Annotated in this window: 8 protein-coding genes; 7 read left to right on the top strand and 1 reads right to left on the bottom strand. The window is 71.5% G+C overall.

The genetic code is table 11. The annotated features are described in order from the left end of the window. The first annotated feature begins 14 nt into the window (after positions 1–14). The 6 genes from coaBC to FVA80_RS03440 all read left to right on the top strand — a co-directional run bounded on the left by coaBC (position 15) and on the right by FVA80_RS03440 (position 8,734). Positions 15–1,280 (top strand): bifunctional phosphopantothenoylcysteine decarboxylase/phosphopantothenate--cysteine ligase CoaBC, encoded by a 1,266-nt coding sequence (gene coaBC, locus FVA80_RS03465; protein ID WP_147957779.1) that lies wholly within the window; start codon positions 15–17, stop codon positions 1,278–1,280. A gap of 617 nt (positions 1,281–1,897) precedes the next feature. Next, on the top strand, positions 1,898–3,127 hold the full coding sequence (locus FVA80_RS03460) for a carbohydrate porin (protein ID WP_187193583.1): 1,230 nt from the start codon (positions 1,898–1,900) through the stop codon (positions 3,125–3,127). A gap of 463 nt (positions 3,128–3,590) precedes the next feature. Beyond that, a complete protein-coding gene (locus tag FVA80_RS03455; RefSeq protein WP_147909953.1) occupies positions 3,591–6,110 on the top strand; it encodes a methyl-accepting chemotaxis protein in 2,520 nt (839 codons plus the stop codon). Positions 6,111–6,293: 183 nt separating this feature from the next. Next, a complete protein-coding gene (locus tag FVA80_RS03450) occupies positions 6,294–6,710 on the top strand; it encodes an FKBP-type peptidyl-prolyl cis-trans isomerase (protein WP_007569323.1) in 417 nt (138 codons plus the stop codon). Between the two features lie 34 nt (positions 6,711–6,744). Beyond that, positions 6,745–8,115, top strand: a complete 1,371-nt coding sequence (locus tag FVA80_RS03445) for a Wadjet anti-phage system protein JetA family protein (protein ID WP_147909954.1) — start codon at positions 6,745–6,747, stop codon at positions 8,113–8,115. Continuing rightward, positions 8,108–8,734 carry a DUF4194 domain-containing protein gene (locus FVA80_RS03440; protein WP_147909955.1) on the top strand — a complete coding sequence of 209 codons (627 nt, stop codon included), beginning with the start codon at positions 8,108–8,110 and terminating at the stop codon, positions 8,732–8,734. Before FVA80_RS03445 ends, FVA80_RS03440 begins: the two co-directional genes overlap by 8 nt. A 171-nt stretch (positions 8,735–8,905) precedes the next feature. Here the strand turns inward: FVA80_RS03440 and FVA80_RS03435 are convergent, their stop codons facing one another. Then, entirely contained in the window at positions 8,906–10,582 is a 1,677-nt protein-coding gene (locus tag FVA80_RS03435) for a methyl-accepting chemotaxis protein (protein ID WP_147909964.1), read from the bottom strand. Between the two features lie 106 nt (positions 10,583–10,688). Between FVA80_RS03435 and FVA80_RS03430 the strand changes: the two genes are divergently transcribed. Beyond that, entirely contained in the window at positions 10,689–13,115 is a 2,427-nt protein-coding gene (locus FVA80_RS03430) for an ATP-binding protein (protein ID WP_246692248.1), read from the top strand. The last annotated feature ends 137 nt before the right edge of the window (positions 13,116–13,252 follow it).

The following is a 13,252-nucleotide window of genomic DNA, read 5'->3' as shown; positions in this document are numbered from 1 at the left end:
AGAGGCTTTCCGTCATGACTGAAACGCTCGCCAACCGCCGCGTCCTCCTCGTCATCGGCGGCGGCATCGCAGCCTACAAGGCCCTCGACCTGATCCGGCGCCTGCGCGAGCGGGGCGCCAGCGTCTGCCCGGTGCTGACCGCGGGGGCGCAGGAATTCGTGACGCCGCTCGCTGCCGCGGCGCTCGCGGGCGAGCGGGCCCATACCGACCTGTTCGACCGGGCCGAGGAGGCGGATATCGGCCACATCAAGCTGGCCCGCCAGGCGGACGCCGTCGTGGTGGCGCCGGCGACCGCCAACCTGATGGCCCGGATGGCCGGGGGCCACGCTGCCGACCTCGCGACCACGATCCTGCTGGCCACAACCCTGCCGATCCTGATCGCCCCGGCCATGAACGTGCAGATGTGGGCGCATCCCGCGACGAGCCGCAACCGCGCGACCCTGGAGGGCGACGGAATCCGCCTCGTCGGGCCGAATGCCGGCAAGATGGCCGAGGCGGAGACCGGCCCCGGCCGCATGGCCGAGCCCAACGAGATCGCCGACGCCCTCGAGCGGATGCTGGCCGCGGCGGGCGACGGGGCCCCGGGCCTCGGCTTCCTCGGGCCGCCGGAGCGCGCCCGCCCGCCCCTCGCCGGCCGTCGGGTGCTCGTGACCTCCGGGCCGACCCACGAGCCGATCGACCCGGTGCGCTACCTCGCCAACCGCTCCTCCGGGCGCCAGGGCCACGCGATCGCGGCTGCCGCCGCCGAGGCCGGCGCCACCGTGACCCTGGTCTCCGGGCCGGTCTCGATCTCGGATCCCGCCGGCGTCGGCGTGGTGCGGGTCGAGACCGCCCGGGAGATGCTGGCGGCGGTCGAGGCGGCCCTGCCCGCCGACATCGCGATCTTCGCGGCCGCGGTGGCCGACTGGCGCCCCGAGACCGAGGCCGGCGCGAAGAAGATCAAGAAGGACGGCGCCGGCCCGGTGCCGCTGCCGCTGGTCGAGAACCCCGACATCCTCGCCACCGTCGCGCATCTCGATGCCGGGCGGCCCCCCCTGGTGGTCGGCTTCGCCGCCGAGACCGACACGGTGCTCGACCACGCCCGGGCCAAGATCGCTCGGAAGGGGTGCGACCTGATCGTGGCCAACGACGTCTCCGCCGCGGGCGGCGTCATGGGCGGGACCGACAACACCGTCCACCTGATCCACCGCGACGGCGCGTTGGAGACCTGGCCGCGCCTCGGAAAGGACGAGGTCGCCCGCCGCCTGGTCGCGCATCTGGCCGGCCTGCTGGTGCGCTGAGGCGGCATCGGACCCGCAGAATCGACCGCGCGAAGCTGATTTCGCCGCGGGTGTGGCGGCGAAGCCTCGGCCGTTTCGTGGATCTTCGCGCTTCGCAAAGCTGGCTTCCGGCCAAGATGAAGCCAGCAAAGAGCGTTGCGAATGTGGACACGGCGTTCACATCGGGCGATCGATCATGTGGTTGCCAACGTATTAACCGGATCGATCTCCCGATTTAAAAAACAGTCGGTATTTGAAGTCGATTTTCTGTCCTCAAAATACGGCGGGTTTTATAAGTCTGTTCTTGAGATTGAATTATAGACCTCGATCAAACAAATACAAATTGTCTCTGTAAACTTGCAATTCGCGGTTTTACGATGGTGTAAGTCCACGGCGCCGAACAGAAGACTGTCGGCTCGGGGGCGTTATGGATCATGGAACGTAGACTTCTATCGGGATGGGCGGCTGCTCTGCTGGTCATCGGAGCCTGTCCTTGTGTTGGACTGGCGCAGGCACAGCCTTCGGCGCCCCGAAACACGGAAGAATCGACGATCCTGCCGGATCCGAATGCGCCGCAGCGCCTGCCGCTGGATCGGCCCTCGACGCCCGCGCCGGACACCCGCCCCGCCGTGGGCTCGGTGGATCCGCGCAATATCGGCCCGAAATTCGGCCTGCTCGGCAATCTCGGCGGTATCCGCGATCGGCTCTGGGAGCACGGCATCCTGCTCAACCTCGGCTACGTCTACGAGGGCGCCACGAACGCGGCCGGTGGGGATCGCACGCTGGCGCGCGGAGCGGCCCAGTTCACCGCCAAGGGCCTGTTCGATTTCGAGAAGATGTTCGGCCTGGAGGGCGGGTCCGGCGCGGTCACGCTCACCCACCGCCACGGCCGCGACCTGACCCTCGACGCGCATCTCGGCACGCAGACCAGCGTCGAGGAGATCTACGGCCGCAGCCGCATCTGGCGGTTGAGCCAGTTCTGGTACGATCAGAAGTTCGGCCCCTGGGTGGACCTGAAGATCGGCCGGATGCCGTCGAGCGACGACTTCGCCGGCTTCGCCTGCGAGTTCCAGCTCAACGCCCTGTGCGGCGCCCCGACCGGCAAGATCGCCGGCAACTACATCTACAACTACCCGGTCGGGCAATGGGCGACCCGCCTGCGCGTCGGCACGGCGGATACGGCCTACGTCCAGGTCGGCGCCTACCAGGTCAATCCGGACAACCTCGTCGACGGCTTCAGCTTCAACTTCAGCAAGGGCACCGGCGCCCTGATCCTGTCCGAGGCGGGCTGGTTCCCGAAGGTCGGCGGCGCGGGCTATGCCGGCAGCTACAAGGTCGGCGGCTGGCACGAGACCAGTGGCGGCAACGACGTCTACCTGAACGACCGGCGCCTGCCGTTTCCCATGTACCGGGGACAGCCGCTGCATGACGACGGCCGGAACGGCCTGTATTTCGTCGGTGTCCAGGAGGTCTACCGCCCGGATCCCGCCAACACCGTCCGCAACGTCTCGGCCTTCGTCCGGGCCGTGGCCAGTGACCGGGAGACCTCAATCTACTCGGCCCAGGTGACGGGCGGGTTCATCTACAAGGGCTGGTGCGCGGAGCGTCCGAACGACTGGATCGGCTTCGGCGCCGGCCAGACGACCCCGAATCCCCGGGCGGTCGAGGCCATCGAGCTGAGCAACCTGGTCACCCGGACCAACCGGCGGCTGCCGTGGCAGGAGCGCTTCGTCGAGGCGTTCTACAGCATCGCGGTGACCGACAACATCGTCGTCCGACCCAACATCCAGTACATCACCCGGCGGGCCACGCCGGAGCAGAAGCCCGACGTCGTGGTGTTCGGCCTGACCTCGTTGATCACCTTCTGAGTGCTTTGAACGCCCCCCCGTGAGGAGGGGCCCGGGGATGGGGGATGCGTCGGATCGCGCGGAGCCGCGCCTTCAGAACCGCCCCCACCCCACCTCCCCACACGAGGGAGTGAGCCCTCGGCACGCCCTGCGCGGACTTCGTCGCCCGCGCGGCTCTGGGGGGGCGTGCCGCGCGCCGTCATCGCGCCCGGCCCGGAGCCGTGGTCGAAACGCCCCACCCCGGCGCGATGACCAGTGACCCGCGCGATTGCGAGCGTAAATACACCGTTAAACAGCTTTCAATTGAAACGAAGGCGCCAAAATTTTCCGACGGATGCAGTTCCGATACGAATGAGTTCGAGTATCGATTGTCAGCCCGCGACGTCGGTTGGAGAGAGGTCAAACAGGCTCGTTGTCATAACATTCGACAAATGATGCGGTGTAAGACATGACCTCGCAACCGCCGGGCTTCGGGAGTTGTGCGATGATCCGCCTGCAAAATATTTCGATCCGAATGACGATGAGCGTGGTGCTCTTCGTCTTGGGTCTGATTATCTTCACCTATGCAACGTCCGCGCTGATCGGAGCCCGTGCTTCTGCTGTCCAGGCCGAGGCGGGTATCTCGCTCGTGCGGGCGAGCCGCGCGCTGCTCCAGACCCTGTACGCGACGCGGCTGGAGCGGGGCGCCACCCTGCAGTTCCTGGCCGCCGGCCAGCCGATGGATGCCGAGACCCTGTCCGGGCTCTACACGGAGCGGCAGCGGGCGGTCGCCGGCATCGCCGCCGCGACGACACTGGTGGGCGACCTGGATCTGCCCTCCGTCCGGGCGACGCTCGGTCAGCTTCAGGCGTCCCGCGAGCGTGTCGAGCGCCTCCGCCCCCGGGTGGATGACGCCCTGAAGGTGTCGAAGGCCCAGCGTGACGCCTCCATCACCGCGGAGGCGCAGACGGCCTTCCTCGCCATGCTCGACACCCTGACGGCGACGACGGATGCGGTCGATGCCGCGATCCCGCGCTCCGATACCGTCCTGGAGCGCGATCTCGCCCTCAAGCGCTCGGCCTGGGCGACCCGTATGGCGCTCGGCGCCATCGCGCTGCGGATCCAGACATCCCTGTCGGCCGGGACGCCCTGGTCGCCCGCCGAGACTGTCGCCGCCGCCGAGGAGCGGGGGCGGCTCGACGCCACGTGGAAGCTCGCCGCGGAGACGTCGGCGACCCTCTCGGGCACCGTCTGGGCGGCCTTCGACAAGGCCCGCACCAACAATTTCGAGGGCGCGCCCCTCGACCGGCGCATGGCGGTCTCGACAGCTTTGGCGCAAGCTCAGCCGCCGGGGATCACGCTCCAGCAGGCGCGCAAGCTCGACACCCCGGAACAGGCCACCCTCGTGGACCTCGCCTACGCCGCCCTCGACGAGATGATCGCGCGCGCCGAGACCCTGGCCCAGGATGCACGCAGCGTCCTGGTGCGCAACGTGGCGGCGCTGCTGGTCTCCGGGCTGCTCGTCGCCCTCGGCCTGGTCGCCCTGTTCCGCTTGGTGCTGCGTCCGATCCGGACGATGACCGGGACCATGCAGGCCCTGGCCGACGGCGACGCGTCGGTCGAGGTGCCGCTGCGCGACCGCAACACCGAGGTGGGCGCGATGGCGCGGACGGTGCAGGTGTTCAAGGACAACCTGATCCGCACCCGCGCGCTTGAGGCCGAGACCGTGCGGGAACGGTTGTCCGCCGAGGTGCAGCGTCGTGACGGCATGCGGGCTTTGGCCGAGTCGTTCGAGACCGCGGTCGGCGGCATCATCAAACAGGTGTCGGTCTCCGCCACGGACCTGCAAGCCACCGCACAAACCCTGACCGCAACGGTCGATCGGACGGCTGGCCAGGCCGTCACAGTCGCCTCCGCAGCCGAGGAGGCCGCCAGCAACGTCAACACGGTGGCGGCCGCCGCCGAGGAACTGGGAACCTCGGTCGAGGAGATCGGCCGGCAGGTCGATGGATCGGCCAAGCTCGCGCAGGGCGCGGTGGGCGAGACCGATCGGACCGGGGCGCTGGTACAAGAGTTGAGCAGCGCCGTGGCGCGGATCGGCGACGTGGTCGGGCTGATCTCGTCCATCGCCGCCCAGACGAACCTGCTGGCGCTCAATGCGACGATCGAGGCGGCGCGCGCGGGTGAGGCCGGGCGCGGCTTCGCGGTCGTCGCCGCCGAAGTGAAGGCGCTGGCCGAGCAGACCGCCAAGGCCACCGAGGAGATCTCCGGGCAGATCACACGCGTCCAGACCTCGACGGGCCAGGCGGTCTCGGCGATCGGCGCGATCACCGGACGGATCCAGGAAATCAGCGCCGTGTCGACCAGTATCGCCGCCGCGGTTGAGGAGCAGGGCGCCGCCACCCAGGAGATCGTCCGCAATGTCGGGCAGGCGGCGACCGGCACCGGTGCGGTGACCAGCAACATCGTTGGCGTGGCGGGGGCGGTGGAGCAGGCCGGGCGGGCGGCGAACCAGGTCCTGGGGTCGGCCTCGGTCCTGTCGCGCCAGTCCGAGCAGCTCACCGCGGAAGTGACCCGCTTCCTGATGAACGTGCGTACGGTCTACGCGATGGCGCCGCGTCAGATCCAGCTCGTGCGGGACAGCTTCGAGAAGGTCCGGCCGATCGCCGGTACGGCGGCCGACCTGTTCTACGGACGCCTGTTCGAGATCGCCCCGCAGGTCCGCTCCATGTTTCCGGACGACATGGCCCCGCAGAAGAAGAAGCTGATGACGATGCTCGGGCTCGCGGTCGCCAATCTGGATCAGCCGGCGACTCTGACGGCCAGGGTCCAGGAACTCGGCCAGCGTCACGTGGGCTACGGCACGAGGAACGACCATTTCGCGCCGGTCGGCGCCGCCCTGCTCTGGACCTTGGAGCAGGGGCTCGGCCCGGCCTTCACGCCGGAGGTTCGGGACGCTTGGACCGAAACCTACAACCTCATCGTGGACCTCATGAAAACCGCGTCCGCCGACATCGCCGCCTGACCCGACACCGGGCGGAGCCAAGCTGTCGGGTTTCGCTCCGACGACCCGCCGCAGGACGGCGCGCCCGTCGCACGTCCGAACCCCGATCCGTCGGATCGCGCGCCTCCCTGGCCTGGACCGGCTCGAGTCGATAGAAGGCCCCCCGACGGCCGGCGCGGACGGCGCCGGCTCCAGGGAGATACCATGCCTCGCCTGTCCCTCATTGCCGGAGCCGCGTTCATCGCCATGACAGCAGCCGCGAATGCCGAGATCGTCACCCTGCCCTCGGGCCTGAAGTACCAGGATGAAGTGGTGGGCACCGGGCCCGAGCCGAAGGCCGGCCAGCAGGTCACCGTGCAGTACACGGGCTGGCTCGACGAGGGTGGCAAGAAGGGCAAGAAGTTCGATTCCTCCCGCGACCGCAACCAGCCCTTCAGCTTCCCGCTGGGCGCCGGCCAGGTGATCAAGGGCTGGGATCTCGGCGTCGCCACCATGAAGACCGGGGGCAAGCGCACCCTGATCATCCCGCCGGAGCTGGGCTACGGCGCCCGGGGCGCCGGCGGCGTGATCCCGCCGAACGCCACGCTGATCTTCGACGTCGAACTCCTCGGCGCGAAGTAGTCTGACCGCTGCGCGAGCGCGAGACTCCGAGACAATGCTGTTCGCGCAGCTGCCCGACGAGCTGTTCAAGCCGCTGGCCTCGCCGAGCCGGGGCTTCAACGCGGCCCTGCTGCTGCACCTGCACCGGCGCGTCCTCGGGGCGGAGCCGGTGCGCAAGGCCGAGCTGCTCGCCGAGATCGGCGATTTCGCCGCCGGCTGGAGCGACCCCGAGATCCTGGGCGACGAGCCGATCTCCGCGGATCCGGCCGAACGCCGCAACGCCCTCTACCGGCGCCTCCTGGAGACCGGCTGGCTGCTCGAGCGCCGCGAGCGCTACGTCCCGGTGGCCGAGTTCGACCCGGAGGCACGCCTCCTGCTCGAGGAGCTGTCGCGCCTGGAGCGGGGCGAGACCCGCTCGTATGGCGGCGCGGTGCTGGAGGTGCTGGGCGGCCTGGAGAGCGCCGTCTCCGATCCGGCCAACCGCTCCGAGGCCCTGTCCAACGCCGCCCGGGCGTCCGCCGCGTTCCTGGCCCATGTCCGCGGACTCGCCGCCGGCATGCGCAAGGTCGAGGAGCGGATCCTGCGCGAGCCCGACCGGGCCAAGACCTTCCGGCTGTTCTTCGAGGATTTCGTCGAACGCCACCTGATCAGCGACTACCGGACGCTGCACACCCGGTTCAATCCGTTCCGGTTCCGCGCCAGCGTGGTCCGCGAGGCCGGGCGGGCGCTGCGCGACGCCCTCACGGTGCGGGCGCTGGCCGAGGGGCAGATCCGCGAGGGCCGCAGCCCCGACCTCGACACCGCGCAGCGCGCGGTCCGGGCCGATCTCGCCCAGATCCTCTCGGTGTTCGAGGGGCTCGACAACCATCTCGACGCGGTCGATGCCGTGGTGGCGCGCCTGGAACGGCGGATCGGCGCCGCGCTCCATGCCATGGACCGGCCGGACCCTTCGGGGATCGAGCGGGTCGCCGGGATGCTGCGCGCCGTCGGCGCCGCCGAGGTCGCGCCGGAGGTGCCGCCGGTGGTGTCGCTGCTCCGGCCGCCGATCGGCCAGGGTCACCTGCAGACGCCGCGCGCCCGCCGCAGCGCCATCGACGTCGAGCCGCTGCCGGATATCGACTACGACCCCGCGGTGGATGCCTTCGCGGCCGCCAAGGCCGAGTTCCGCCGCCGCACCACCGTCACGCCGGAGACCATGACGGCCTTCGTCGAGGCGCGGCTCGGCAAGGCCGTATCGCTGCGCGGCTCGCAGATCGCGATCGAGGGGGTCGACGACTTCGTGGTGTTCCAGCGCCTGCGCGAGATCGAGGTGCTGTTCGACGCGCGGCTGCGCGACCGCTACGCGGTGGTCCGGCTGCCCGAGCGGCTGGCCAACGGCTGGCTGGACTGTCCCGATTTCCTGCTGGAGCGGCGTGCCGGTGCTTGAGGGATTTCGCGCGATCATCGACGGCGACGAGCCGCCGCCGCCGGGTGCCCGCGCTCCGGACGCCGAGGAGCTGTGCCGCGCCCTCCAGGTGATGCTCAAGGGTCAGGTGATCTACGCCGACACGCCCGGCATCGGCCGCTCCTACGAGCTGGCCCGGCACTACGCGCCGTTCTTCACAGATTACTTCGCCTGCCTGGGCTACGCGCTCACGGTCTCGCACCGCGACCAGATGGTGTCGCTGAGCCCCGCCGCCGACGCGCCCCGGCACGACATCGCCTCCGAGCGCCTGCGCAAGGACGAGACCCTGGTGCTGCTGGCGCTGCGGCTGCTCTACGAGGAGGGCCTGCGCGACAACCGCGCCGGCACGGACGGGATCGTCGCGTGCACCACCGACGAGATCGTGGAGAAGATCCGGGCCGTCGCCCGCAACGAGCCCCCGGAAGAGGGCCGGCTCGCCGACATTCTGCGCCTCTACGCCCGGCGCGGGGGCCTGCGGATGGGCGAGCGCGACCGGGTCGAGCGGGTCACGCCGCTGTCGCTGCTGCCGGGCCTCGCGGTGCTGGCCTCCGACGCCTGGCTGGAGCGCCTGCGGGCGTGGTCGGAAGCCGGGGAGCTCTGAGGGCGGCCCTCGGCACCGCTGGCGGATGAACCGCGCCCGGTTCCCGGACGCCTGGACCGTCAGGGGGTGCCATGTCGCTGCGCGCGGACGCGTCGCGTTCCGCTGGATCGCCGGCCGCTCACGCTGCCTGCGCCCGGGAAAGGAGCTCGGCGCAAACGGTAACCCGGCGTCTCAAGCCGCGCGCACCGTCGCCAGAAAATGCTCGACCTCCTCGCCGAGCTGCGCCGCCTGCCGGGCCATCTCGGAGGCCGAATCGAGCACCTGCCCGGCCGCTTGCCCGGTCGCCGCTGCGGCGCCGGCCACGCCGGTGACGTTGGCGGTCACCGCCTCGGTTCCGGTGGCGGCCTGGGTGACGTTGCGGACGATCTCCTGGGTCGCGGCGCCCTGCTCCTCCACGGCGGCGGCGATCGCGGTTGCCATCCCGCTGATGTCGCGGATGCGGGCCGCGATGCCGTCGATCGCCCGCACCGCCTCGCCGGTCGAGCCCTGGATCCGGCCGATCTGCGCCGCGATCTCGGCGGTGGCCCGGGCGGTCTGGGCCGCGAGCGCCTTCACCTCGGTGGCGACGACCGCGAAGCCGCGCCCCGCCTCCCCGGCCCGCGCGGCCTCGATGGTGGCGTTCAGGGCCAGCAGGTTGGTCTGGTCGGCGATCGAGGAGATCAGCGTCACGACTTCCCCGACCCGCTGCGCCCCCGTGCTCAGGGCCTGGACCAGCTGCGCGGTCGCGGCCGCCTCGTGGACGGCGGCCTGGGCCAGATCGGCCGAGGCGCCGACCTGGCGCCCGATCTCGTCCACCGTCGAGCCCAGTTGCTCGGCCGCCACCGCCACCGTGGTCACGTTGGTGGAGGCCTGCTCGGCCGCCGCCGCCGCGCCGGTCGACCGGCCGGCGGTCTGCGACGCGGTCGCGTTCAGGCCCTGGGCGGTGGCCTGCAACCGAGTCGCCGCCGCGGTCACCGAGCCGAGGATGCCGCCGACGGCGCCCTCGAACCGGTCGGCCAGCGTCCGCGTCGCCTCCCGGCGCTGGGTCTCGGACTCGGCGCGGGCTCGTGCCGCCTCGCCCTCGAGGGTGCGGGTATGCAGCAGGTTCCGCCGGAACACCGCCACGGTGGCCGACATGGCGCCGATCTCGTCCCGGCGGGCCGCGTAGGGGATCTCCGCCTGCACGTCGCCGTCCGCCAGCCGGCGCATGGCCTGGGTCATGACGGTGATCGGGCGCGAGACGCCGACGAAGCTGTAGAGCGTCGCCCCCAGGGCGATCAGCAGCGTGACGCCCAGCATGATCACGGTCGAGCGGACCGCCTCGGCCTGGCTCCCGCGGGCGCTGCGCCCGGCCGCGTCGCCGGCCTGGATGTTCATCTCGGCCAGCGCGTGCGCGGCTCCGGCGGCGGCGACGTAATGGCCGTTCATCGCTCCGCGGAAATACGACATCGCCGGGTCGCGCTGCTCGAGCGTGAAGCCGCGCAGGCGCTCCCAGTCGTAGTGCTGCACCTTGAGCTTGGCGAGCAGGTCGTCGAACCGGGCCTTCTCGTCGGGCGAGGCGATCAGCGTCCGATAGGCCTCGACCTTGGCGTTCCGCTCCCGGGTCAGCCCCTCGACCTCCTTGACGGTGAGCTGCCGCTCGGTCTCGGCCATCGCGGTGACGAAGCGGACCTGCGTGAGCCGCGACCGGATCACCAGCGCCTCGATGGCCTGCGCCTCGTTCATCGACAGGACCGCGTGATCGAGCAGCGTCGCGAGCTGGCGGTCGAGTGCGATCATCCGATGGATCGCGAACCCGCCCTGAAGCGTGGCGGCCAGGAGGAGCAGGGCGAAGAGGCCGCTCAAGGTAAACTTTAGACTGGTGCGCATGGTTTTCATGGATCCCTCCGGCGGGACGATACAGGCGCAAAATTGTCTGACAAGTTGCGAATCCCGGTTGAGGTGACAGCTCGGCGCCGGGAACGCCGAAGCTTGCATGCGCGGCCGAACCCGGCCAACTGGTCCGCACATCCTTCCGACAGCGGCCCGGCCTCCCGACATCGTGTACGTCCTCACCGACATCGCCATCTCGAACTGGTACCTGATCCGGCGCGAGCAGATCCGCCTCCGGGGCGCCGCCGCCCTGGTCGGGCCGACGGGGGCCGGCAAGTCCACGATCTTCGACGCGGTCGGCACGGTGCTCGCCGGCAACAACGCCAGCCGGCTTGCGCTGAACGCCTCGGCCTCCGGACGCAGCGCCCGCACGGTGCGCGACTATTGCCTGGGCTGGATCAGCGATCCGGCGGAGGGCGGACGGCCGACGCGGGAATCCTGCGAGACCGTGCTGGCCCTGGTGTTCGAGAACCCCGCCTCGGGCCGCACCGTCACGGTCGGGCTGGCGCTGGCGGCCCGGGCGGTGGAGCCGCGTGAGACCGTGCTGTCCCGCTTCATCGCGGTCGGGCACCGGTTCGAGGTCGCCGACTATACCCGCACCGCACCGGGCGGCAGCTTCACGGCGCCGTGGAGCGAGATCGCCGCGGATCTGCGCGCCCGGGCGGCGAGCTTCACCGAGTACCGGACCTCCGGCGAGCGCTTCACCGCCGACATCCTGGCGACCCTGCGCGAGGGCGCGCCCTCCCCCGAGCCGCGGCACTTCCTGCGCAGCTTCTCCAACGCCGTGGCGTTCAAGCCGATCTTCGACACCAGCGCCTTCGTGCGCGCCTTCGTGCTCGACCCGGAGCCCCTGGACGTCGAGCGGGTGCGGCTCTCCATCGCCAACTGGCGCCGCCTGCTCGAGACGATCGGCGAACTGGAGAGCCGTCTCGCCCGGCTGCGGCGCCTGCGCGACCGCTACGAGGCCTGGGGCGAGGCGGTGCTGGCCGCTGCCACCCACGAGTTCGCGGCGGCCTGCGCCGAGCTGCGCCGCCGCAGCCTCGACCTCGTCGCGGTCCGCCTGCGCCTGCGCGAGGGTGCCGACACGTTGCGGATCGCCCGGGAGCGGGTCGCGGCGAGCCGCGGCCACGTCCGGGAGATCGACGGCGAGATCGCCGAGAAGAAGGCCCTGCTCGCCGGCAGCGCCGCGGAGGGCCGGCTCGCCGCCTCGACGCTGGGCCTGTCGATGCTGGAGCGGGACCGGAAGGACCTCTCCGCCCGGATCGCCGACCTCGTCGGCCTGGTCGGCCAGATGGGCAAGCTTCAGCCGGTCGCCCCGATCCTGCGACAGGCCTGCCCGCCGGCGGCCCGCCTCGCGGAATCCTGCGCCCGGGCCGGCCTGCGCCGGGAATCCTCGCCCGACGAGATCCTGCGCCCGGACGGGCCCCTGGCGGACCTGATCGACGGGCTGCGGCGCCTGCCGGAATTCGACGAGGCCCCTGGAGCGGGCGGCCGAGGATGCCGCCCTGAAGGCCCGCGCGCAGGAGAGCGCGGGCCGAGCGCACCGCGCCGCGCACCGGCGCCGGCCCGGCGGCGCGCCTGTCCTCCGATACGGTCGCGTTCCGGGGAGTTGGCCCGGCGCGACATCGACGCGCTGCCGATCTGCGAGCTGGCCGAGATCGTCGACCCGACCTGGGGGCCCGCGCTGGAGGGCCTGCTCGGGCGCGCCCGCGAGGCCCTGGTGGTGGCGCCCGACCGGCTGAGCGAGGCGCTGGGCGTCCTGCAATCGGGCCGCGACCGGTTCCACCGCTGCATCCTGGTCAAGACCACCGACACCGCGAAGCAGCGGGCGCGCCGCTACGATGACGGCCCGCTCACCGTGATCGAGACCAGCGACCCGCACGCGGAGGCGTTTTTGGGGGTGCGGCTCGGGGGCTACGACCTGGCAAAGGACGATGCCGAGCTCGCCCGCCTGTCCCGCGCCGTTGCGCCGAGCGGCCGGACCACGGCCGGCATGGCCTATTCGGTGACCCGCAGCGTCGATCTGCTGATGACCCGCGGCCATCGCGGGCCCACGGTGGACAGCCGCAGGGCGCACGAGGCCGCGGTTGCGGAGGCCCGGCGGCTGCGCGGCGAGGCGGCTGTCCTGCGCGAGGCCGCCCGCACCGCCGCGGCGGTCCGGGCCCGCATCGCGCGCGGCCTCGACGACGTCGATACCCTGCGGAGCGAGCTGGACGGGCTGGAGGGGCGGCGGCGCACGCTCCAGACCGAGCGCGAGGGCATCGAGAAGCGCGACAATGCCGGCCTCACCGCCGAGATCGCCGCGCTGACCACCGAGCGGATCGGCTACCTGCGGGAATTGTCCGACGATCTGGAACCGAAGCTCGACCGCCTGCTCGCCGACGAGGCGGCGCTGCGGGGCGCCTCGGGACCGTGCGCGAGGCCGCCCGCGCGGCGCTGGCGGCCCGGCGCTCAGCCCTGCGGCAGGCGATGGGCGGCGACGCGGCGCGGGTGCGCCTCGCCCGCCCCGAGACGTTCGGCATCGGCGTGATCGCGCAGGCGCGGGTGCGCTCGCGGGCCTCGACGCCAAGGCCGCGGGCACACGGGCCGCCACAGAGCGCGGGCTCGCCCGGAGGCCGCCGAGGCGGCCCGCTCGCACGGGCGCGTCGCCGAGCGCGAGCTGACCGA

The sequence above is a fragment of the Methylobacterium sp. WL1 genome, from assembly GCF_008000895.1.
Classification (GTDB): domain Bacteria; phylum Pseudomonadota; class Alphaproteobacteria; order Rhizobiales; family Beijerinckiaceae; genus Methylobacterium.
This window is presented reverse-complemented; position numbering and strand designations above follow the sequence as displayed.

What these genes read in the sequence shown, in the direction of transcription:
- coaBC (WP_147957779.1), top strand. Translation starts at nt 15, where the DNA reads ATGACTGAAACGCTCGCCAACCGCCGCGTCCTCCTCGTCATCGGCGGC.
- FVA80_RS03455 (WP_147909953.1), top strand. Translation starts at nt 3,591, where the DNA reads ATGATCCGCCTGCAAAATATTTCGATCCGAATGACGATGAGCGTGGTG.
- FVA80_RS03450 (WP_007569323.1), top strand. Translation starts at nt 6,294, where the DNA reads ATGCCTCGCCTGTCCCTCATTGCCGGAGCCGCGTTCATCGCCATGACA.
- FVA80_RS03445 (WP_147909954.1), top strand. Translation starts at nt 6,745, where the DNA reads ATGCTGTTCGCGCAGCTGCCCGACGAGCTGTTCAAGCCGCTGGCCTCG.
- FVA80_RS03435 (WP_147909964.1), bottom strand. Translation starts at nt 10,582, where the DNA reads ATGCGCACCAGTCTAAAGTTTACCTTGAGCGGCCTCTTCGCCCTGCTC.
- FVA80_RS03430 (WP_246692248.1), top strand. Translation starts at nt 10,689, where the DNA reads ATGCGCGGCCGAACCCGGCCAACTGGTCCGCACATCCTTCCGACAGCG.